This window comes from Amycolatopsis sp. cg5, assembly GCF_041346955.1.
Taxonomy (GTDB): Bacteria; Actinomycetota; Actinomycetes; order Mycobacteriales; family Pseudonocardiaceae; genus Amycolatopsis.
In genome coordinates this window covers 779,764-799,816 of record NZ_CP166849.1, presented here as the reverse complement: position 1 = coordinate 799,816, position 20,053 = coordinate 779,764, and the positions used below count along the sequence as shown (strand labels likewise).

Here is a 20,053-nt window from a genome sequence, read left to right as displayed (position 1 = left end):
CTACGCGTCGCTCGAAAAGCGGACGGATCCGTCCGGCAGCTCGAATCCGGGCCAGACGCGGGCGCCGTCGAGCAGCTCGCAGCCCGCGCCGACCGAGGCGCCGTCGCCCAGCACGACGCCACGCAGCACCGCGCCGGCGCCGACCTTGGCTCCCGCGCCCAGCACCGACCGCTCGACGACGGCGCTGTCCGCGATCGACGCGCCGTCGAAGACCACCGAGCCGCTCACCCGCGCACCGGCGCCGACGACGGCGCCCGCGCCGATCGTCGATCCGCCGGTCAGCACGGCGTCGTCGGCGACCTTGGCGCCGTCGATCAGCAGCGCCTCGCCGACCGGGCCGGGCAGCGCGGACGTCGGCGCGAGGCCGCGCACGAGGTCGGCCGAACCCAGCACGAACGCCTCGGGGGTGCCGACGTCCAGCCAGTACGACGAGTCGACGAAACCGTGCACGTGCGCGCCGGAGGCCAGCAGCCGCGGGAACGTCTCGCGCTCCACCGAAACCGGGCGCCCGGCGGGAATCGACTCGATCACCGAGCGCCGGAACACGTAGCACCCGGCGTTGATCTGGTCGGTCGGCGGATTCGGCGTCTTCTCCAGGAACTCCAGCACCCGCCCGTTCTCGTCGGTGGGCACCGAGCCGAACCGGCTGGGGTCCTCGACCCGCTGCAGGTGCAACGTCACGTCCGCGCCCGACTCGCGATGCGTGCCGACCAGCGCGCCCAGGTCGGCGCCGGAGAGGATGTCGCCGTTGAAGATCACCGCGTCGTCGGCGCGCAGGCGGTCGTAGACGTTGCGGATGGCGCCCGCGGTGTCCAGCGGCACGTCCTCGACCACGTACTCGATCTCGAGCCCCAGCGCGGAGCCGTCACCGAAGTAGTCCTGGAACACCTCGGCCCGGTAGGACGTGCCGAGCACCACGTGGGTGATCCCGGCGGCCTTGATGCGGGAGAGCAGGTGGGACAGGAACGGCGTGCCCGCCGTCGGCAGCATCGGCTTCGGCGCCGACAAGGTCAGCGGCCGCAGCCGGGTTCCCTTGCCACCGACCAGCACGACCGCATCGACACCCAACTCGGACAACCGTTCCTCCTTTATCACGCCCCACTCGGCGACAAGCCGCGGGAAACACTGACGGCGGACGCTCCGAGGGCCTACCCTAGATTGCACACAGGCGGCTCTCTTCCCAGAGGGCCTCGGGTCGAGTCGGGAGGCCAAGGGGATGGACCCCCGCGATCGTGCGGACGCCCTGCTGGCGCGTGCGCGCGCTCGGGGAGCATTCGTCGTCACGCCGGACAACGCGACGTCGCCGATGGACTCCTCCAACACCCAGCAGATCCCGAGATCCGTGGTCACCGAGATCGACCGCGCGGACGACCCGGACACCACCACCCAGCTGCCCGCGTCGATGATCGAGGACAACGATCACCACCTGGCCAGGCAGCAGCCCACCAAGCGCCTCGAGGTCGAGCGCCGCCCGCAGGCCACGGCCCCGCTGGCCAAGCCCGTGCCGCGCACCAAGCCGATGACGGTCCCGCTTCCGGCGGCCCGCCGCCCGGAGCCGGTCCACGAGCCGCACGAGGAGCAGGTCACCGGCCTGATCCCCACCACGACCCAGACGACCGGCGTCTCGGACCTCTCGCGCCGCCTGGACGGCATTTAAGGGCTCGTGAGTGGTACGGCCGGTTCTAACCGGCAAAAACACTCACGACCCCCTTCGTCGGCGCGAGTGGAAGGTTTGCTCCGTTAGCTGCAGAAATTCTTCCACTCGCTCGACCCACGCACGGCCGCAACCACACCAGGTAGGTCGTGAGCGTTGCGGCCGGTTCTAACCGGCGGTACCGCTCACGACTCTTTGCGGGTGGCGACCTTCAGGCGCAGCTTGAGCCCGGCCTTGATGACCGCGAGCACCGGCTTCCAGAGCAGGCCCTGGTGCCGGTCCGCGAGGTACCGGTAGGCGCTGACGTGGTGCGCGGCCAGCATCTTCGCCGAAGCCTGCTTGGTCGCGTGGCCGCCGATGTGCATCACGCTGGACGACGGCGCGTAGACGTTCAGCCAGCCCTTGCGTGCCAGGCGATCGCCGAGGTCGACGTCCTCGAAGTACATGAAGTAGCGGGTGTCGAAGCCGTTCACGGACTCGAACGCCTCACGCCGGAACAGCTGGCACGAGCCGGACAGCCAGCCCGCGGTCCGCTCGGTCGGCGCGGCGTTCTCCTGCCGGTACTCGCGTGTCCACGGGTTGCCGGGCCAGACCTTGCCGAAGACGGCGTGTCCGATCCCTCGTCCGAGTGACGGCAGCAGCCGGGCCGACGGGTAGACGGTGCCGTCCTGGTCGTGGATGAGCGGGCCGAACGCGCCGCCGCGAGGCCACCGCTGGGCGACCTCGACCAGCGCGTCGAGCGAGCCCGGTTCCCATTCGAGGTCCGGGTTCACCACGGCCACCCAGCCGAAGCTGTCGTCGAGCGCGGCGATACCGCGGTTGGCGGCCGTGCCGTAGCCGAGGTTTTCGCCGAGGCTCAGCAGCTTGACGTTCTCCCGCTGCCCGGCCTTTTCCGGCGCGCCGTCGGTCGACGCGTTGTCGGCGACGACGACCTGCACTTCGCGGTCGGTCGCCTTTTCGAGTGTGTCCAGGAACCGCTCGAGCGTCTCACCGGGGAAGTACGTAACGGTCACGACGGCGAGCCGGTCACCATAGCGGGAATCCTGAGTCACCCGGCCATTGTCCACCGGTCACGCTCCGGCACGGGACTCACCCCGTCGAGCTGGGCACGAATGCCACAGTCGCATGACTACTCCGTGTCACTACCCGAACGCGGATTGTCGGACCCCTGCGCGAAAATGATCAGGTGCCAGTCCATGGATTCATCGACGAGTCGGTCCGCGACAACCACTATCTGATCTGCGTGACAGTGGTCGAACCGGCGAACCTTGTGCCTACCCGCAAGGCGCTCCAGCATCTTTTGCTTCCCGGCGAACGCGAGCTGCACTTCAGGAAGGAGAAACCACCCAGACGACGGCAGTTGGCGGACCGGATGAAGGTCATGCCGGTCAGCGCACGGTTGTACTCGGCCACCTGCACCCGCAAAACCGAAGAGAGCGCTCGCCAGGCTTGCCTGTTCCGCGCCATCACGGACCTTCTGGGGCTCCGAGCTCATCGTCTTGTGCTCGATACCCGAGACGACAGAAACGCGCACGACAAGCAAACTCTGCGCAGGGCCTTGGGAAATCGGCCGTCCACAACGGAAATGACCTATGAGCATCTCGACTCGACCGCGGAGCCACTGCTGTGGTTATCGGACGCGATCGCCTGGTGTCATGGGGCAGGCGGGGAATGGCGGACCCGGATCGCGCCTTTGGTCACCGCGATCATCTGCCCCTGAACAGGCGAAAAGCCCGCAAGACGACCGTCCGGACGCGTCACGGGCTTTCATACTCGGCCCCACAGGAGCCTCGCACCACCCACTCTACCAAATCCCCCGCCACCCCACCTCAACCCAATCGGCTGAGATTCCGCCCCGACGCCTTCTCATAGGCTTCACGGTGACGTTCCGCCGAAGTCGCCCACGAGAACTCCTTCGCGCGCAACTGCGCGGCCTCCGCGAGCACCGCGCGCCGTGACGGATCGTCGAGCAGCTCCGAGATCGCGGCGGCGACATCGCCCGCGCCGACCCCGCAATACGCCACGGCGTCTCCGCCGACCTCGGGCAGCGACAGACGGCGGGTCGTGAGCACACAAGCCCCGCAGGCCATCGCCTCCAGCACGGGCAGCCCGAAACCCTCACCCAGGCTCGGATACGCGACCAGTTCAGCCCCGCCAAGGAAGCCGGCCAAGGTGCCGAACGGCAGATAACCGGCACGAATCACCCGAAACCGGTGCGGGACCGCGTCCAGTGCCTTTTCGACCTGGGAGTCCCAGCCCGGCTGCCCGGCCAGCACCAGAGCGGGCGGTGACGGCCGCGAAGCGACCGCGCGGGCGAAGCCGCGGATGAGCGCGGGGACGTTCTTGCGGGGCTCCAAGGCGCCCAGGAACGCGACGTACGGCGTCGAGCCCAGCCCGATGGCCGCACGGGCCGCGGCCACCTCCTCCGGCGACGGCGGATGGAAGCGTTCGACGTCGACTCCGTGCTGGATGATCTCCAGGCTGGAGACCTTCGCGCGCGCGACCTTCGCCAGCTCGTCGGCCGTCGCGACGCTGGGCACGATGCAGAGCGACGCGCGGCGCAGCGCCGTCGAGGTCCAGGCGCGGAAGAAGCGGGCCTTGACCGAGGAGTGGAGGACCGCGTCGGTGAAGAAGGTGGCGTCGTGCAGGGTGACGACGGAGGCGACCGGGTTGGCCAGCGGCAGCGTGTAGTGCGGTGAGTGGACGACGTCGACGCCGAGCCTGCGGATCAGCCTGGGCAGTGTGGTCTGCTCCCAGGTGAGCCGCGCGGTGCGGGTCGAGGTGGCCTGCGAGGCCGGCACGATCCGCGTGTTCGGCGCGAGCTGGTCGAAAAGGGCCAGGTCACGGGGCTGGCAGACGACGGTGAGGGCGGCGCCGTCCGCGTCGAGCGCCGCGACGAGCGAATCCACGTAACGACCGACGCCACCCCGGTCCGCGGGGACTGCGGTCGCATCGATCAGGATGCGGGGTTCGTGCGGCACACCAGCAGAGTACGACCGATCACCGACAGCCAACTCAAGAACCATGATTCTGGTGGATGTCCCATACCGCGAGCGCGGCGCGTTCCCACGAGAACTCGTCGGCCCGTTTCAGCCCGCGCACGCACATCTCCCTGGCCAGCCACGGCGTCTCCAGCACCTCTGCCAGCGCGAACGCCAGCGCGTCGGCGTCACCCCTCGGTGTGACGCGGCCTGCCCCGCCTGCGACCTCGACCAGCGCGGGCGCGTCGGAATGGATCACCGGGACGCCCGCGGCCATCGCCTCGAGCAGCGGGAGCCCGAAGCCCTCGGCGAGGCTCGGCACGGCCAGCGCGCTCGCCCGCCACAGCACCTCGCCCAGGTCGGCGTCGGAAAGCTTCCCGAGCACCCGGAGCTTGACGTCGCGATCGGCCGCCAACCGCTCGGGGTCGACGCCGCCCCAGCCCTGCTGCCCGGCGAGCAGCAGCGGCGGGGCGTCGAACCGGCTCATCGCCTCGATCAGCACGTCGATGCCCTTGCGGGGCTCGATGGTGCCGACGGCCAGCACGTATCGCTTCGGCAGGTCCAGGCCGGTCGCCAGCGGCCACTCGGTCACCCCGTGCCCGGCGACGCGCACCGGGGCGTCCAGCGCGACGCGTGCGGCCAGCTCGCGTGCGACCGCCTCGGTGGGGACGACCAGCGCGGACGCCCGGCGGGCGGCTCGCGCGATCATCGCCTGATGCCAGGCAACGCCGCGCGGGGTGAGTGTCTCGGGATGGGTCCACGGCACCGTGTCGTGCACGGTCACCGAAAGCGTCCGGCCGCGCTTGGCGCGAGCGGGCGCCAGCGGGGTCGGCGCGTGCACGGCGTCACCCCGCCACCAGGGCATCCCCAGCTGCCAGGCGCCGATCAGCGCACGCGGCGGCAGCGGCAGCCGGTGCGGGCCGTCGACGCCGTCGACCCGCGCGGCGGTGACGTCCGGGTGCCGCGCGACCACGCTCGACACCGACCAGCCCGGCGGCGCGGTCTCGGCCAGCGCGCGCAGCAGCTCGCGGGTGTAGCGCCCGGTGCCACCTGGCACTGGCGCGAGCAGCTGCTCCGCGATGACGACGAGTTCGGGCACGCCCGTATTGTGCTCGGCGTGGGAAGTCCCGAGGTGAGCGAGGTGAGCACTGTCGTGATCGTCACCTGGCGCGGCCTCGGCCACCTCGCGGCCTGCCTCGACGCGGTGGCGGCCCAAGACCGTCCACATAGGACACTAGTGATCGACAACGGTTCGTCGGACGGCACCGCGCGACTGCTCGCCGAGCACCCGTCGAAGCCGCGAACACTGCGCCTGAGCAGCAACAAGGGCTACGCGGGCGCGCTCGCCGCCGCTTTGTCCATTGTGGACACACCGTTCATGGCCTGGCTGAACGACGACGCCGAACCGGCGCGCGACTGGCTCGGCGCGCTGGAGGACACGCTCGCGAAGGCGCCGGAGGCCGCCGCCGCCGGATCACGCCTGGAACGTCCCGACGGCTCGCCGCAGTCGCTCGGCGTCCGGCTCACCGCCGACGGCCACGGCGCGGACCTCACCGAACCGGCGCCGGACGTCTTCGGCTTCTGTGGCGGCGCCGTCCTGCTCCGCACGGACGTGCTGCGCGAGATCGGCGGCGTCCCCGCCGAGTTCTTCTGCTACTACGAGGACACCGACACGGCATGGCGGCTGCGGCTCGCCGGCTGGGACATCCGGCAGGTCGCGACCGCCAGGGTCGTCCACCTGCACGGAGCGAGCACCGCGCCGGGTTCGCCGCGATTCCACCGCTGGAACGAGCGAAACCGCCTGCTCATGCTGCTGCGCTGCGCCCCGGCGGGCGTCGCCGTCAGGCAGCTCGTGAAGTTCGCCGTGCTCACCGCCGTGCTCCCGTTCCGAGGGGAACCCGAGGCGCCGAACTTCCGTCTCACGCTCCGCCTCAGCGTCCTCGCGGCGATCTTGACCAGGTTGCCGTCGACGCTGCGGGCCCGGCGCGACATTGCGGCCGGTGCAACACTCGACCGAGGCGAGGTTTGGGCCGCCTGGGCAGGGAGTTAACCTCTCTAACACCGGCAGTGAGGAGCATGCTTTGGCGCAGGGGGAGACACAGCCACTGGTCTCGGTGATCGTGGTGAACTACCGCGGCGCCGAGGACACCTCGACCTGCCTGCGTGCGCTCAGCACCGAGCCGGACTACCCACGCCTCGAGCTCATCTGCGTCGACAACACACCCGGCAGCGACGAGGCCGAGCGCATCCGCGCCGCGTTTCCGCAGGTCAAGGTGATCGACTCGGCGGAGAATCTCGGCTTCGCCGGTGGCTGCAACCTCGGCGCGAAGCACACCGAAGGCAGCGTGCTCGCCTTTCTCAACAACGACGCGAGGCCTGCGCCCGGCTGGGTCGGCGCCGCCGTCGCCGAGTTGCGCGCGCAGCCGACGGTCGGCGCGGTCGCCAGCAAGGTGCTCGACTGGGACGGCACCGAGGCCGACTTCGTCGACGGCGGCCTGACCTGGTTCGGCATGGGCTACAAGCGCCACGCGGGCAGCCCGCTCGCCGAGGTGCCCTCCGCCGAGCACGAGGTGGCCAAGGACGTCCTGTTCGCCACCGGCTCCGCGATGTTCGTCCGCGCGAGCGTCTTCGCCGAACTCGGCGGGTTCGACGAGCGGTTCTTCATGTTCTACGAGGACGTCGACTTCGGCTGGCGGCTGAACCTGCGCGGCTGGCGCGTCCGGTACGTGCCGGAGTCGCTGACCTATCACCGCCACCACGCCACGATGTCCACTGTGGACTCTCCGGACTCCGGTCGTGAGACGTTCCTGCTGGAGCGCAACGCTTTGGCGGCGCTGTACAAGAACCTCTCCGACGAGACGCTCGCGAAGGTGCTGCCCGCCGCGCTCGCGCTGGCCGTCCGCCGGGCGACCGCGCGCGGCGACCTGGACGCGACCCAGCTCGACCTCCAAAAAGGACAGCCGCTCGAAACCGACCCGGTCGCGATCCCGCGCACGACGCTCGCGGGCATGCTGGCGATCGATCAGTTCGTCGAGCTGCTGCCGTCGCTGGCCGAGTCGCGCGCGGCCGAGCAGGCGGCCCGCGTCCGCACCGACGCCGACCTGATCCCCTTGCTGCGCAAGGCTTTGGAGCCCGCGTATCCGCTGCCGCGATACCTGGCGGCGCACGAGATCCTGGTCGAGACGTTCGGCATCGAAGGCGTTTTCGGCCAGCGCCGCAAGGTTCTCGTCATCACCGGCGACGCGCTCACCGAGCGGATGGCCGGTCCGGCGATCCGCGCCTGGAACATCGCGGCCGCGCTCGGCGCCGAGCACGACGTCCACCTGGTCACCACGAACCCGCTGGTGTCGCCGCCGCCAGCGCCGTTCCGGGTGAGCGCGGCCAAGCGCACCGAGCTGACCGCGCCCATCGAGTGGGCGGACATCGTGATCCTGCAGGGTCACGTGCTCGAACTCGCGCCGTCGCTGAAGAAGCAGCACTCGGCCAAGATCGTGGTCGCCGACCTGTACGACCCGATGCACTTGGAGCTGCTGGAACAGGGCAAGGGCGTCGCCGACGACAAGCGCGCGCTCGACCTGATCGGCGTCACCAAGGTGCTCGACGCGCAACTCGAACGCGGTGACTTCTTCCTGTGCGCGTCCGAGCGGCAGCGGCACTTCTGGCTCGGCCACCTCGCCGCGCTCGGCAGGCTTTCGCCGCGCCTGTACGACGCGGACCCGACCACACAGTCACTGCTCGCGGTCGTCCCCTTTGGACTGTCACCGGAAGCGCCCGTGCGCACCGGACCCGGCCTGCGCGCGACCTTGGACGGTGTCTCCGAGACCGACCACGTCATCCTGTGGGCCGGCGGCGTCTACAGCTGGTTCGACCCGCTGACGCTGGTCCGCGCGATGGAGAAGCTGCGGCAGCGCCGCGGTGACGTCCGCCTCGTGTTCCTCGGGATGAAGCACCCGAACCCCGAAGTGGCCGAAATGGACATCGGCGCGCGCACCATCGCGCTCTCGGACTCACTGGGCCTGACCGGGAAGCACGTCTTCTTCAACGAGCACTGGGTGCCCTTCGAGGAGCGGCAGAACTGGCTGCTCGACGCCGATTGCGGTGTCACCACGCACTTCGAGCACGTCGAGACCACGTTCGCCTTCCGCACCAGGGTGCTCGACTACCTGTGGGCCGGGCTGCCGATCGTCACCACCGACGGCGACGCGTTCGCGGACCTGGTCCGCGAGGAGCGCCTCGGTGTCGTCGTTCCCGCCGAGGACGCCGACGCGCTGGCGGACGCGCTGGAACTTTCCTTGTACGACACCGAGTTCGCCAAGGGCTGCGTCGAGCGGATCGGCGAAGTGGCCCAGCGCTACGCCTGGCCGACCGCGCTGAAACCGCTCGTCGAGTTCTGCCGCGACCCTCGCCCCGCCGCCGACCGGCTGCCGGGTTCGGCCGACCTGGTCACCACGGCACCGTTACGCGGCAAGGAGTTCTTACGCCGCGACGTCGAACTGATCAAGGAGTACCTGGCCGACGGCGGCCCCAGGGAACTCGCCCGCCGGGTCGGCGGCCGGGTGCTCAAGGTCGCGAAGCAAAGGATGCGCCGTGGCTGACCGTCCCTTGCGCGTGCTGCTGGACGGCACCCCGCTGCTCGGCGCCCGCACCGGCGTCGGCCGGTACACCGCCTCGCTCGCCGAAGAGCTCGCTTCCTCGTCCGAAGTGGACATCCGCGCGGTCGCGTTCACGTTGCGCGGCTGGCGGAAACTGCGCCACGCGCTGCCGCACGGCACCCAGGCACGTGGCATCCCCGTCGCCGCGCGGCTGCTGCGCAAGGCCTGGGTGCGGTCCCAGTTCCCGCCGGTCGAGCTGTTCGCGGGCGTGACGGATGTCGTGCACGGCACCAACTTCGTGCTACCCGGCAGGCTGCGCGCGGCGGGCGTGCTGACCATCCACGATCTCGCTTTCCTCGACGTGCCAGGCGAACTGGCGCCCAGCGACCATGAGCTGCCCGCACTCGTGCGGCGTGGCGCGAAGAGCGCGGACATCATCTGCACGCCGACCGCCGCCGTCGCCGACGTCGTCGCGGAACGCCTCGACGTCGACCGAGGCAAGATCGAGGTCACCCCGCTCGGCGTCGACCCGGCCTGGTTCACCGCCCGCCCGCCGAGCGACGAGCGCCGCGAACGGCTGAAGCTGCCCAAGGAGTACCTGCTCTTCGTCGGCGCTTCCGGCCCGCGCAAGGGCTTGGACTGGCTGCACCGCGCCCATGACGCCGCCCCTGAGCTGCCGCACCTGGTCTTCGTCGGCCCCGGCCCGTTCCCGCTGACCGACCGGTCCACCCACCTCGGCTACCTGTCCGAAGTGGACTTGCGCTCGGTGGTCGCAGGCGCGTCCGCGCTCGTGCTGCCGTCCAGGGACGAGGGCTTCGGCCTGCCGATCCTCGAGGCGATGGCCTGTGACGTGCCGGTCGTCTGCACGGACATCCCGGTGCTGCGCGAGGTCTCCGGCGACTGCGCGGGCCTGGTCCCCTACGACGACGTCGACGCGCTCGCCGAGGCGCTGCGCACGGCCGTGTCCGACCCGCACGTGGTGACCACCTCGGCAGCCAGGCGCACGCACGCTGCCGGGTTCACCTGGCGGCACACGGCGGCGCGGACGATCAAGGCCTACCAGCGGGCCGCCAACCGATAATGGGCGCTCCCGCTGCGGCGGAAACGCCCATTACCTACCCCCAGGTGACCGCGGTGGCGGCTGCCTGAAGTCTTTCTCCGCGCCTGCCACGCCACCAGCTTTTCGATAAACTTGAAAACGAGGGTGGCGACGCACGAAGGGCACGAGATGCGCGGCTTCAGCGAGCTGGACCTCGGTCCGGTCGAGTCGCTCGGCGTGTCCGTGGTCAGCCAGCCCGGCGCGACCCTGCTCTCCCTCACCGCCGACGCGCTCGGCGGCCGCCCCCAGGGCATCCCGGCCGACTGGCGCGCGCACATCAGGTCACACGCGCCCGCCGACAGCGTCGCCGTGCTCCGCCCGCTGTTCGCCCCGGACCATTCGGGCGTCCCGTACTGCCTCACCCCGGACACCACCGCCCGGTCGGTCCCCGACATCGCCACCTACCTCGAGCAGGTCGCCGACCTTTCGCCCGAGGTGCTTCTCGACGACCTGACCAGCGATTTCGGCGGCGCCGTTCCCCCGCAGTGGCGGCCCGTCGTCGACCACCCGCGCCGCTGGATCGCCTCCTACGTCCGCGTGCTCGAGGCGGTCTGGACGGCCTTCTCCCCGATCTGGCAGCGAGCGGATCCCCTGCTCAAACGCGAGACGGAACGCGTCGGCACCGCGGTCGTCGGCGGCACCCTCGACGTACTGCTCGCGGGGATCAACTCGCGCTACCGCTTCGAGGGCACCAGCCTGTACGTCCCCGACGTCGACCCCGAGAAGTTCTCGCTCGACGGGCGACGGCTGCTGCTCATCCCGGTGATCTCGGGCAGCACCGCGTCGATCTTCAGCTTCGAGCAACCCGACGTCGCATGGATCGGCTACCCGATGCCCGGCATGGGCCTGCTCTGGGAGAGCCGCAAACCACCCGCCACGGGTGACCCGCTGACCCTCATCGTCGGCGAGATGCGCGCGCTGATCCTGCGCCGCGTCGGCCGCCCGGCCACCATGGGCGAGCTCGCGGGCGTGCTCGACTGCAGCGCGAGCACCGCGACGTACCACTGCGGCCAGCTGGAGATGGCTGGCCTGATCGTCCGCGAACGCCACGGCAGGCACGTCCGCCTGCGCCGCACCGACCGCGGCGACGCCCTGATCGACCTGCTCGCCTGACCAAGGTCGTGAGCGTTGCGGGCGGTTAGAACCGCCCGCAACGCTCACGAGCCCTGGAAGTACGCGGCCAAGGCCTCCTGCCAGCTCCGCAGCGGCGTGAGCCCGGCCTCGGTCCACGACGCGTTCGAAAGCACCGAGTACGCCGGCCGCGCGACCGGGCTCGGGAAGTCCGCGCTGGTGCACGGCTTCACCCGCTCCGGGTCCGCGCCGACCGCCTCGAAGATCGCCCGCGCGAAGCCGAACCAGGTCGTCTCCCCCGCGCCCGTGCAGTGCAGGACGCGGCTCGACGGCGCCTCGCCCGCGACGATCCGGCCTGCCAGTTCCAGCAGCCCGGCCGCCAGGTCGGCCGACGCCGTCGGCGTGCCGCGCTGATCGTCCACAACGGACACTGTGTCGCGCTCGGCTTCCAGGCGCACCATGGTGCGCACGAAGTTGTGGCCGGTCTTGCCGTACACCCACGCGGTGCGCACGATCCACGCCCGCGCGCCGGAGCCGAGCACGGCGTCCTCGCCCGCCGCCTTCGTCCGGCCGTACGCGCTGCGCGGGCCGAGCGGGTCGGTGACCTCGTACGGCCGGGCGGCGTCGCCGGGGAAGACGTAGTCCGTCGAGACGTGCACGAGCGGGACGCGGCGTGCCGAGCAGGCGGCCGCGAGCACGCGGGGTCCGTCGGCGTTGACCGAGAAGGCGCGCTCCTCCTCGGTCTCGGCCTTGTCGACCGCGGTGTACGCGCCCGCGTTGATGACCACGGGGCGGTGCCCGGCGTCCTTCGCGGCGTCCGCGAAGTCGGTCACCACGCGGATGACGTCACCGGTGCGGGTGAGGTCGAGTTCCTTCGACCCCAGCGCCGTCACCTTGACGTCGTCGCTCGCGAGCGCGGCGAGGTCGTGCCCCAACTGGCCCGACCCGCCGGGCACCAGAACTGTCAGCAACGAGTACTCACTTTCCCGTCAGCGCGGCGCGGTCCTTGAGCCGCTCCCACCACTGGCGGTTCTCGGTGTACCAGCGGACGGTCTCGGCCAAGCCGTCCTCGAAGGTCTTCAGCGGGGTGTAGCCGAGCTCGGAGTTGATCTTGGTGATGTCGACCGAGTAGCGCCGGTCGTGCCCCTTGCGGTCTTCCACCGGCTCGACCCGCTCCCAGCCGGCGCCGACTGCGGCCAGCAGCTGTTCGGTCAGCTCACGGTTGCTCAGCTCGGTGCCCCCGCCGATGTTGTAGATCTCACCGGCGCGGCCGCCGTCGGCGACCAGCTGGATGCCGCGGCAGTGGTCGTCCACGTGCAGCCAGTCACGGACGTTGAGGCCGTCGCCGTAGAGCGGCACATTGCGGCCGTCGAGCAGGTTGGTGACGAACAGCGGGATGACCTTCTCCGGGAACTGGTACGGCCCGTAGTTGTTCGAGCACCGCGTGACGCACACCGGCAGCCCGTGCGTGCGGAAGAACGAGCGCGCCAGCAGGTCGGACGACGCCTTCGACGCCGAGTAAGGCGAATTCGGCTCCAGGATGTGATCTTCCGACCACGAACCTTCTTGGATGGATCCGTACACCTCGTCGGTCGAGACGTGCACGAATTTGCCCACATTGGCCGAAAGGGCGGCCTGCAGCAGGGTTTGCGTGCCGAGCACGTTGGTCAGCACGAAGTCGGCCGACCCGAGGATCGAACGGTCCACATGGGACTCGGCGGCGAAGTGCACGACCAGGTCCACCCCGGTCATCACCTCGGCGACCACCACGGGATCACAGATGTCGCCGCGCACGAAGCGCAGCCTGGGGTCGTCGGCGACCGGCGCGAGGTTCTCCTCGCTGCCCGCGTAGGTCAGCTTGTCGAGCACGACGACCTCGGCACCGGAGAGGCTTGGATATGCGCCGGTCAGCACCTGTCGCACATAATGCGAACCGATGAATCCCGCGCCGCCGGTGACCAGTACCCGCATGTTCCGTCCCCTTCGAATCGTCGTACCGCCGCGTTCAGTGTTCCACGGCCCGCTTGAGCGCACTCCCGTCGTACGGACGCCTTACATCAGGTCGGTAACCTGGAGCCGGGGGCAAGCTCATGCCCAGGAGTTTGCCGGCGGGGAGGACCGAGCGTGACCGAGTGGCCACCGAAACCTATCCCCGCACCTCGTCGCCGTCGTGACCATGGTGCGGGCACATTGGCGCGGCGTGGTGGAAAGACGCTGGTGTCGCTGGTGTCGATCGCGGTACTCACCGTCACCTGGTACGGGTGGCAGTTCATCGGTGACCCGAACGAGGGACTCGCGACCACCGACGTCTTCGAGAACAACCAGCTGCACGCGAAGCCGCTCGACGGCGCGATCGACATACTCCTGGTCGGCCAGGACAGCCGCACCGACGCGCAGGGCAACCCGCTCTCCCGCGAGGTGCTCGACATGCTGCACGGCGGCATCTCCGACGGCGAGCGCCAGACCGACACGATGATCCTGGTGCACATCCCGCAGGACGGCAGGCGCGCGATCGCCATCTCGTTCCCGCGTGACTCGTGGGTCGAGATCACCGGCGGCTTCGGCAAGCACCGCCTCAACAGCGCGTACGTGTACGCCTACAACGACACCTCGAAAACCTTGCAGCAGCAAGGGAATTCGGACCTCAAGGACGTCGACGGCAAGGCGAAGATCGCCGGGCGCAAGAACCTCATCCAGACGCTGGAGACGTTCATCGGCAAGCCGGGCATGATCGACCGCTACGCCGAGGTCAACCTCGCCAGCTTCTACGAGGTGACCAAGGCCATCGGCGGCATCGACGTCTGCCTCAACGCGCCGGTGAAGGAGCGACTGTCCGGTGTGGACCTTCCGGCGGGCAGGCAGTCGATCGAAGGCGCGCAGGCGCTTTCGTTCGTGCGCCAGCGACACGGGCTGCCCAACGGCGACCTCGACCGCATCGTGCGGCAGCAGGCGTTCCTGTCGGGGCTGGCGAACAAGGTGCTGTCCGGCTCGGTGCTGGCGAACCCGTTCAAGATCTCCGAACTGGTCGACGCGGTGAAGAAGTCCGTCGTGCTCTCGGCAGGCTGGGACCTGTTCGAGTTCGCCGAGCAGATGCGCGGGCTGACCGGCGGGAACATCGAGTTCCACACCATCCCGACCCAGGGCAACGCGAACATCGGCGGCGCGGACGTGCTCCGCGTCGACCCGGTCGAGGTGCGCGCCGCGGTGGCGAAGCTGGTCCACGACCCCAACGCGCCGGAGGAGAAGCCCGGCGCGAAGCTCGCCGGCGCCGAGGCGGTGACGGTCGACCTGTTCGACGGCACCGGCTCCGGTCTCGGCGACGCGACGCGGCAGGCGCTGTCGGAGAAGGGTTTCCTGCTCGGCGAGAACACCAAGCTCGCGGCGCGCAACACCACGGTCGTCCGGTACGCGCCGGGCGACGAGGCCTCGGTGGAACTGGTGAAGCAGGTGCTCGGCGAATCCGTCGAGCTGGAGCCGGACCGTGACGTCGCCAAGGGCCACGCGCGGGTGCTGCTCGGCAAGGACTTCAAGGGCGTCACGACGCCCACGTCGACGCCGCCCACCAGCAGCTCCGCGCCCAAGCCGTCGGCGACACCCACATCATCGGCCTCGGCATCGCCGACGCCGGAGCAGAAGCCGATCACCGCGGGCGGCGTGCCTTGCGTGAACTAGACGGGGAGGAGCGTCCGAAGCCGACGCCCTACCCTCGTCCGAAGAACGAGGACGCCCCCGAACCCGAGGAGCCGCAAGAGGCCCGCCGCAGGCACCCGTTCCGCTTGGCCGGGAAGATCGGCCTCGCCCTGCTCTCGGTGGTCGCGCTCGCTTCGAGCGGGTACGCGTACGTCGCGACCGAGCAGGTCCAGAACAACCTGCCGACGACGAACGCGCTGAGCAAGCCGGACGACCCGGCCGCGCCGCCCGCCGACGACGGCGCGAACGACATCCTGCTGGTCGGCAGCGACGCGCGCACGGACCAGCAGGGTCACCAGCTGCCGTTGCGCATGCTGAAGCAGCTGCGGACCGAGGAAAACCCCGGCGTCAGCACGGACACGATCATCCTGCTGCGCATCCCGAAGAATGGCGGGAAGCCGTCGGTCGTCTCGATCCCGCGCGACACCTGGGTCGAGGTGCCCGGCCGAGGCAAGACGAAGATCAACTCGGCGTACGGCGTCGCCAAGGAGAAGTTCGCCTCAGCGCGGCGCGGCGAGGGCGAGAAGGACCGCGAGAAGATCGAGCGCGACTCGGACCAGGAGGGGCGTCGCGTACTGGTCCAGACCGTTCAGGACTTCACCCAGGTCCGCGTCGACCACTACGCCGAGGTCAACCTGCTGGGCTTCTATCTGCTCACCGAGGCGCTCGGCGGCGTGACCGTGTGCCTGAACCACTCGACCTCGGACGCCGACTCCGGCGCCAACTTCCGGCGCGGCGAGCAGAAGGTGTCCGGCGGCGAGGCGCTTTCCTTCGTGCGCCAGCGGAAGAACCTGCCGCGCGGCGACCTCGACCGCATCGTGCGGCAGCAGGCGTTCCTGTCGTCGGCGATCAACCAGGTGCTCTCGGCGGGCACGCTGGCCAGCCCGTCGACCATGGGCAACCTGATCGAGGCGATCCACAAGTCGATCGTGCTCGACGAAGGTCTGGACCTGCTCGACTTCGCCCAGCAGGTGAAGAGCATCGCGTCCGGCACCATCGCCTTCGAGACGATTCCCGTGGTCAACGCCAACGGCCGCAGCGAAGACGGCCAGCAGAGCATCGTCGAGGTCGATCCGGCCGCGGTCCGCCAGTTCATGCTGGGCCTGGTCGGCCGCACCGCGCCGACGGGCGGCGGCGGCGCACCAGCGGCGGCGGCACCGTCCGTGCCCTGCGTCAACTAACGTGGTGCCTGTGAGCCTCACCGAGCACCTGCTGCGTCCACTGCTGGCCTCGCCGGCGCGTCCGCTGATCACGCACTACGACGACGCCACCGGCAGCCGCATCGAGCTGTCCGTCGCCACGACCGTCAACTGGGCGGCCAAGACGGCGAACTGGCTCGTCGAAGAGGCGGACGTGGAAGCGGGCGACGAGGTCGGCGTGCGGCTGCCAGCCCACTGGCAGACGGCAGGCGTACTGCTCGGCGCGTGGTGGTGCGGCGCTCAGGTGGTCACAGAGGCGCCCGGCGTCACATTCGTCGCACCCGGCGAGACTTCTTCCGCTTCGCTGACGCCCATAGTGGCCATGGACCCGTTCGGCATGGGCATGGGCGTCACCGGCGGCCTGAACTTCCTGGCCGACGTGAAGATGTACGGCGACGACTTCTCACCGCTGTTCCCGATTCCCGGCGACTCACCGGCACTTCTTTCGTCCACAGTGGACGAGGTGCTCGCCGAAGCCCGTGCCAGGGCCGCGAAACTCGGTATCACCTCAGCCGACCGTGTCCTGTCCACAGTGGAGTGGACGTTCCCGGACGGCGTACTCGACGGCCTGCTCGCACCCCTGTCGGTCGGCGCGCACCTGGTCCACGTCAGCAACGCGGACCCCGCCAAGCTGGCCGACCGCCGCGCGGCGGAGCGCACGACGGCCGACCTGATCGCTTAGGCGGGCTGCAGCTCGCGCTGTTCGCGCTTGCTCCAGAAAAGCAGGTGGTCCAACGAATACCGGCCACCGTTGAAGCCGAGCGCCAGCCCGGCGAGCGCGAGCACGAACACCAGCTCGTAGCCACCCTGCCCGGTGAGACCGTTGTCGATGTGGACGGACAGCAGCGCGCCGACGGACACGACCACGTAGCCGATCGCGACCAGCGGCAGCGCGAAGCCGACGATGAAGGCGATGGAGCCCAGGATCTCCACGGTCATCGCGAACACGGCGGCGACCTCCGGCAGCGGAATGCCCATCTTGCCGAAGAAACCGGCCGTGCCCTGGATGCCGTTGTCCCATTTCTGCAGACCGTGCGCGAGGAAGACGACCGCGACCCCGATCCGACCCAGCAGTAGCGTGACATCTTTGACGCGAGCGAACATCAGGCTGTCCCCGATCAGTGAAGATTCAACTTACCGGGCCCACGCTAAGAGGTTTTCCGCCGTTTCCGACAGCTACTGACACGTATCGACAGGAACCCGACAGGATCAACTACGGTGCTCCTTCGCCGCCACGAAGCAGTACGCGCCGAACGCCGCGAACCCCAGCGCGACCACCGTGAGCAGCACATTCCCGAACGGCTGAGCCGCCAAAGTCTTCAGCGCGACATCCAGCCCGCCCGCCTGGTTCGCGTCGGCGTTGAACCCCGCGATGATCAGCAGCACACCCACGATCGCGTACACGACAGCCTTCGCCAGGTACCCGGCCATCCCCAGCTTCTCGACCCAGTTCCGGTTGGTGTCGAGATCCTCCATGAAGCTCTTCTTGATCGCCTTGACCGCGGCGGCCACCGCCACCCCGAGCACGACGACCCCGCCCAGCACCACCAGAAACGGCCCGGCAGGCCACGACAGCACCTCCGCCGTCAGCCCCTGCGACTGCCCGGTCGACGAGCTTTCACCACTCCCGATCGCCAGCTGCACAGCCGAGCTCCCGATGCCGACCGCCACCACACCCCGCACCCCGGACCCGATGCGCTTGCGCACCCGTCTGCCCTTGTCCGTCACCCAGTGATAGCCATTCGCGACCATCAAGGCCTGCCATCCCGCGAACGCCAGCAACCCGGCCGCCAGCGCCCACAGCACAATGCCTCCGAACGCGGTCGACCCGACCTCGGCGAGCGCGCCCTTCTGGTCGGCCGATTGCCCTGACTCACCAAAGGCCACCTTGACCGCGATGTAGGCGATCACCAGATGGACGAACCCGAAGCAGCCCATCCCGATCCGGCCCAGCACCTGGGCGACGTCACTCTTCTCAGCACGCGATGCCATGTCAGCCATCGCTTCAGTCTCACCCGGCCGAGTGCCCCTCGCCGATCGACTGCTCCGTCCAGCCCAATCAGCGGTCGTGAGTGTTTAGACCGGTTAGAACCGGCGGTACCACTCACGAGGCATGATCAAGCGCATGCGGCTTCACGGAACCTGGTCAGAGCGGGAGATCTACCCCCATGACCCCGAATTCAGCACGGTCACGTTCCGTCCGGACGGCACCGGCTGGCTGCTGTGGGAGAGCTGGAGCAGCTCGTTCGACGTCCAGCGCTTCACCTGGCGCATCATCGGCCCCGCGCTGCTGCGGATCCACTTCGTCCGCTACCTCTTCGGCACCTGGACGATCGACGACGCCAGAAAAGTCACCTACACCGTCGAAACCGACGAGCCCGAAGACCGAGTCCTCGTCACGACCTTCAAGATCACCGACGAACTGGGGTTCGAGCGCGACCTCTCCGACGGCACGGTTGGCAGCCGCTTCAAGCGCGAAGCCGACGCCGAAGACCCCACCGCATGAAAAAGGGGTCGTGAGTGTTTAGACCGGTTAGAACCGGCCGGAACACTCACGACCCCAAAAGGCTCAGCCGCGCAGGAGGGCGCGGGCCATCACGACCTTCTGGATCTGGTTGGTGCCTTCGTAGATCTGGGTGATCTTGGCGTCGCGCATCATGCGCTCGACCGGGAAGTCGCGGGTGTAGCCCGCGCCGCCGAAGAGCTGGACCGCGTCCGTGGTCACCTGCATCGAGATGTCCGAGGCGTACGCCTTCGCGGCCGAGGCCATGAAGCCGGCGCGCTTGTCGCCGCGCTCGGTCGCCGCGGCGGAGGCGTAGACGAGGTGGCGGGCCGCCTCGATCTTGGTGCCCATGTCGGCGAGCATGAACTGGATGCCCTGGAAGTCGGCGATGGCCTTGCCGAACTGCTTGCGGTCCTTGACGTATGCGATCGAGGCGTCGAGCGCGCCCTGTGCGATGCCGAGCGCCTGGGCGCCGATGGTCGGGCGGGTGTGGTCGAGCGTGCGGAGCGCCGTTTTCAACCCGGTGCCGGGCTCGCCGATGATGCGGTCCTCGGGGATGACGCAGTTCTCGAAGTAGATCTCGCGGGTGGGCGAGCCCTTGATGCCGAGCTTGCGCTCCTTGGGGCCGACCGAGAAGCCGGGGTCGTCCTTGTGCACGACGAACGCCGAGATGCCGTTGGCCTTCTTCTCGGCGTCGGGGTCGGTGACGGCCATGACCGTGTACCAGGAGGACTCGCCCGCGTTGGTGATCCAGCACTTGGTGCCGTTGAGGACCCAGGTGGAGCCGTCGAGGCGGGCGCGGCAGCGCATGGACGCCGTGTCGGAACCGGCTTCGCGCTCGGACAGCGCGTAGGAGGCCGAGGCCTCGCCGGAGGCGATCGACGGGAGGACGAGCTTCTTCAGCTGGTCCGAAGCGGACAGGATGATCGGCTGGGTGCCGAGCTTGTTGACCGCGGGGATGAGCGAGGCCGAAGCGTCCACCCGGGCCACTTCTTCGATGACGATGCAGGCGGCGATCGCGTCGGCGCCCTGGCCCTCGTACTCGTCGGGGATGTGGACGGCGTTGAAGCCCGCCTTGACCAGCGCGGCGTTGGCCTCCGCCGGGTACCGCTCCTGCTCGTCCACCTCGGCGGCGTACGGGAGGATCTCCTTCTCGGCGAGTGCGCGTACGGCAGCACGCAGCTCCTCGTGCTCCTCGGCCAGTTCGTACAGCCCGGGGCCTTCAGACACCTGCGTCACCTCTCTCGAGCAAGGATTTCCCAAC

Annotated in this window: 19 protein-coding genes; 10 read left to right on the top strand and 9 right to left on the bottom strand. The window is 69.5% G+C overall.

What is annotated here, in order from left to right:
• A complete protein-coding gene (locus AB5J62_RS04050; protein ID WP_370946763.1) occupies positions 1–1,077 on the bottom strand; it encodes a sugar phosphate nucleotidyltransferase in 1,077 nt (358 codons plus the stop codon).
• A 139-nt stretch (positions 1,078–1,216) separates the two neighbouring features.
• Here AB5J62_RS04050 and AB5J62_RS04045 point away from each other — a divergent pair, with 139 nt between their 5' ends.
• On the top strand, positions 1,217–1,657 hold the full coding sequence (locus AB5J62_RS04045) for a hypothetical protein (protein WP_370946762.1): 441 nt from the start codon (positions 1,217–1,219) through the stop codon (positions 1,655–1,657).
• 182 nt (positions 1,658–1,839) lie between these two features.
• Here the strand turns inward: AB5J62_RS04045 and AB5J62_RS04040 are convergent, their stop codons facing one another.
• Positions 1,840–2,706, bottom strand: coding sequence for a glycosyltransferase family 2 protein (locus tag AB5J62_RS04040; RefSeq protein ID WP_370946761.1), 867 nt, complete (start codon positions 2,704–2,706; stop codon positions 1,840–1,842).
• Positions 2,707–2,897: 191 nt separating this feature from the next.
• On the opposite strand from AB5J62_RS04040, the gene AB5J62_RS04035 reads away from it, so the two are divergent.
• A complete protein-coding gene (locus AB5J62_RS04035) occupies positions 2,898–3,374 on the top strand; it encodes a hypothetical protein (RefSeq protein ID WP_370946760.1) in 477 nt (158 codons plus the stop codon).
• Between the two features lie 109 nt (positions 3,375–3,483).
• On the opposite strand, the gene AB5J62_RS04030 is transcribed toward AB5J62_RS04035, so the two are convergent.
• A complete protein-coding gene (locus tag AB5J62_RS04030) occupies positions 3,484–4,617 on the bottom strand; it encodes a glycosyltransferase family 4 protein (RefSeq protein ID WP_370950174.1) in 1,134 nt (377 codons plus the stop codon).
• A gap of 52 nt (positions 4,618–4,669) precedes the next feature.
• Positions 4,670–5,734 carry a glycosyltransferase family 4 protein gene (locus AB5J62_RS04025; RefSeq protein ID WP_370946759.1) on the bottom strand — a complete coding sequence of 355 codons (1,065 nt, stop codon included), beginning with the start codon at positions 5,732–5,734 and terminating at the stop codon, positions 4,670–4,672.
• Positions 5,735–5,776: 42 nt separating this feature from the next.
• Between AB5J62_RS04025 and AB5J62_RS04020 the strand changes: the two genes are divergently transcribed.
• The 4 genes from AB5J62_RS04020 to AB5J62_RS04005 all read left to right on the top strand — a co-directional run bounded on the left by AB5J62_RS04020 (position 5,777) and on the right by AB5J62_RS04005 (position 11,439).
• The gene (locus AB5J62_RS04020; protein ID WP_370946758.1) at positions 5,777–6,685 is read left to right on the top strand and encodes a glycosyltransferase family 2 protein; all 909 of its coding nucleotides are present in this window, start codon (positions 5,777–5,779) and stop codon (positions 6,683–6,685) included.
• A gap of 31 nt (positions 6,686–6,716) precedes the next feature.
• Positions 6,717–9,230 carry a glycosyltransferase gene (locus tag AB5J62_RS04015; RefSeq protein WP_370946757.1) on the top strand — a complete coding sequence of 838 codons (2,514 nt, stop codon included), beginning with the start codon at positions 6,717–6,719 and terminating at the stop codon, positions 9,228–9,230.
• A complete protein-coding gene (locus AB5J62_RS04010) occupies positions 9,223–10,308 on the top strand; it encodes a glycosyltransferase family 4 protein (RefSeq protein ID WP_370946756.1) in 1,086 nt (361 codons plus the stop codon). Before AB5J62_RS04015 ends, AB5J62_RS04010 begins: the two co-directional genes overlap by 8 nt.
• A 123-nt stretch (positions 10,309–10,431) precedes the next feature.
• Complete coding sequence (locus AB5J62_RS04005) at positions 10,432–11,439, top strand: ArsR/SmtB family transcription factor (RefSeq protein ID WP_370946755.1); 1,008 nt, start codon at positions 10,432–10,434, stop codon at positions 11,437–11,439.
• 44 nt (positions 11,440–11,483) lie between these two features.
• On the opposite strand, the gene rfbD is transcribed toward AB5J62_RS04005, so the two are convergent.
• Both rfbD and rfbB read right to left on the bottom strand, forming a co-directional pair.
• On the bottom strand, positions 11,484–12,368 hold the full coding sequence (gene rfbD / locus AB5J62_RS04000; RefSeq protein WP_370946754.1) for a dTDP-4-dehydrorhamnose reductase: 885 nt from the start codon (positions 12,366–12,368) through the stop codon (positions 11,484–11,486).
• A 7-nt stretch (positions 12,369–12,375) separates the two neighbouring features.
• Positions 12,376–13,368, bottom strand: coding sequence for a dTDP-glucose 4,6-dehydratase (rfbB, locus tag AB5J62_RS03995; protein WP_370946753.1), 993 nt, complete (start codon positions 13,366–13,368; stop codon positions 12,376–12,378).
• Between the two features lie 153 nt (positions 13,369–13,521).
• Between rfbB and AB5J62_RS03990 the strand changes: the two genes are divergently transcribed.
• Genes AB5J62_RS03990 through AB5J62_RS03980 form a run of 3 tightly spaced genes read left to right on the top strand, consistent with a single transcriptional unit; the run spans position 13,522 to position 16,968 of the window.
• Positions 13,522–15,069: an LCP family protein gene (locus AB5J62_RS03990; protein WP_370946752.1), complete on the top strand. Its 1,548-nt coding sequence runs from the start codon at positions 13,522–13,524 to the stop codon at positions 15,067–15,069.
• The gene (locus AB5J62_RS03985; RefSeq protein WP_370946751.1) at positions 15,057–16,268 is read left to right on the top strand and encodes an LCP family protein; all 1,212 of its coding nucleotides are present in this window, start codon (positions 15,057–15,059) and stop codon (positions 16,266–16,268) included. The genes AB5J62_RS03990 and AB5J62_RS03985 overlap by 13 nt, the downstream gene beginning before the upstream one ends.
• A gap of 10 nt (positions 16,269–16,278) precedes the next feature.
• Complete coding sequence (locus AB5J62_RS03980) at positions 16,279–16,968, top strand: TIGR03089 family protein (protein WP_370946750.1); 690 nt, start codon at positions 16,279–16,281, stop codon at positions 16,966–16,968.
• On the opposite strand, the gene AB5J62_RS03975 is transcribed toward AB5J62_RS03980, so the two are convergent.
• Both AB5J62_RS03975 and AB5J62_RS03970 read right to left on the bottom strand, forming a co-directional pair.
• Positions 16,965–17,390: a DoxX family protein gene (locus AB5J62_RS03975; RefSeq protein WP_370946749.1), complete on the bottom strand. Its 426-nt coding sequence runs from the start codon at positions 17,388–17,390 to the stop codon at positions 16,965–16,967. The genes AB5J62_RS03980 and AB5J62_RS03975 overlap by 4 nt on opposite strands.
• Positions 17,391–17,495: 105 nt before the next feature.
• The gene (locus AB5J62_RS03970) at positions 17,496–18,287 is read right to left on the bottom strand and encodes a DUF1206 domain-containing protein (RefSeq protein ID WP_370946748.1); all 792 of its coding nucleotides are present in this window, start codon (positions 18,285–18,287) and stop codon (positions 17,496–17,498) included.
• 124 nt (positions 18,288–18,411) lie between these two features.
• Here AB5J62_RS03970 and AB5J62_RS03965 point away from each other — a divergent pair, with 124 nt between their 5' ends.
• On the top strand, positions 18,412–18,792 hold the full coding sequence (locus AB5J62_RS03965) for a hypothetical protein (RefSeq protein WP_370946747.1): 381 nt from the start codon (positions 18,412–18,414) through the stop codon (positions 18,790–18,792).
• Positions 18,793–18,855: 63 nt separating this feature from the next.
• Here AB5J62_RS03965 and AB5J62_RS03960 read toward each other — a convergent pair whose 3' ends face one another.
• Positions 18,856–20,028 carry an acyl-CoA dehydrogenase family protein gene (locus AB5J62_RS03960; protein ID WP_370946746.1) on the bottom strand — a complete coding sequence of 391 codons (1,173 nt, stop codon included), beginning with the start codon at positions 20,026–20,028 and terminating at the stop codon, positions 18,856–18,858.
• Between the last annotated feature and the right edge of the window lie 25 nt (positions 20,029–20,053).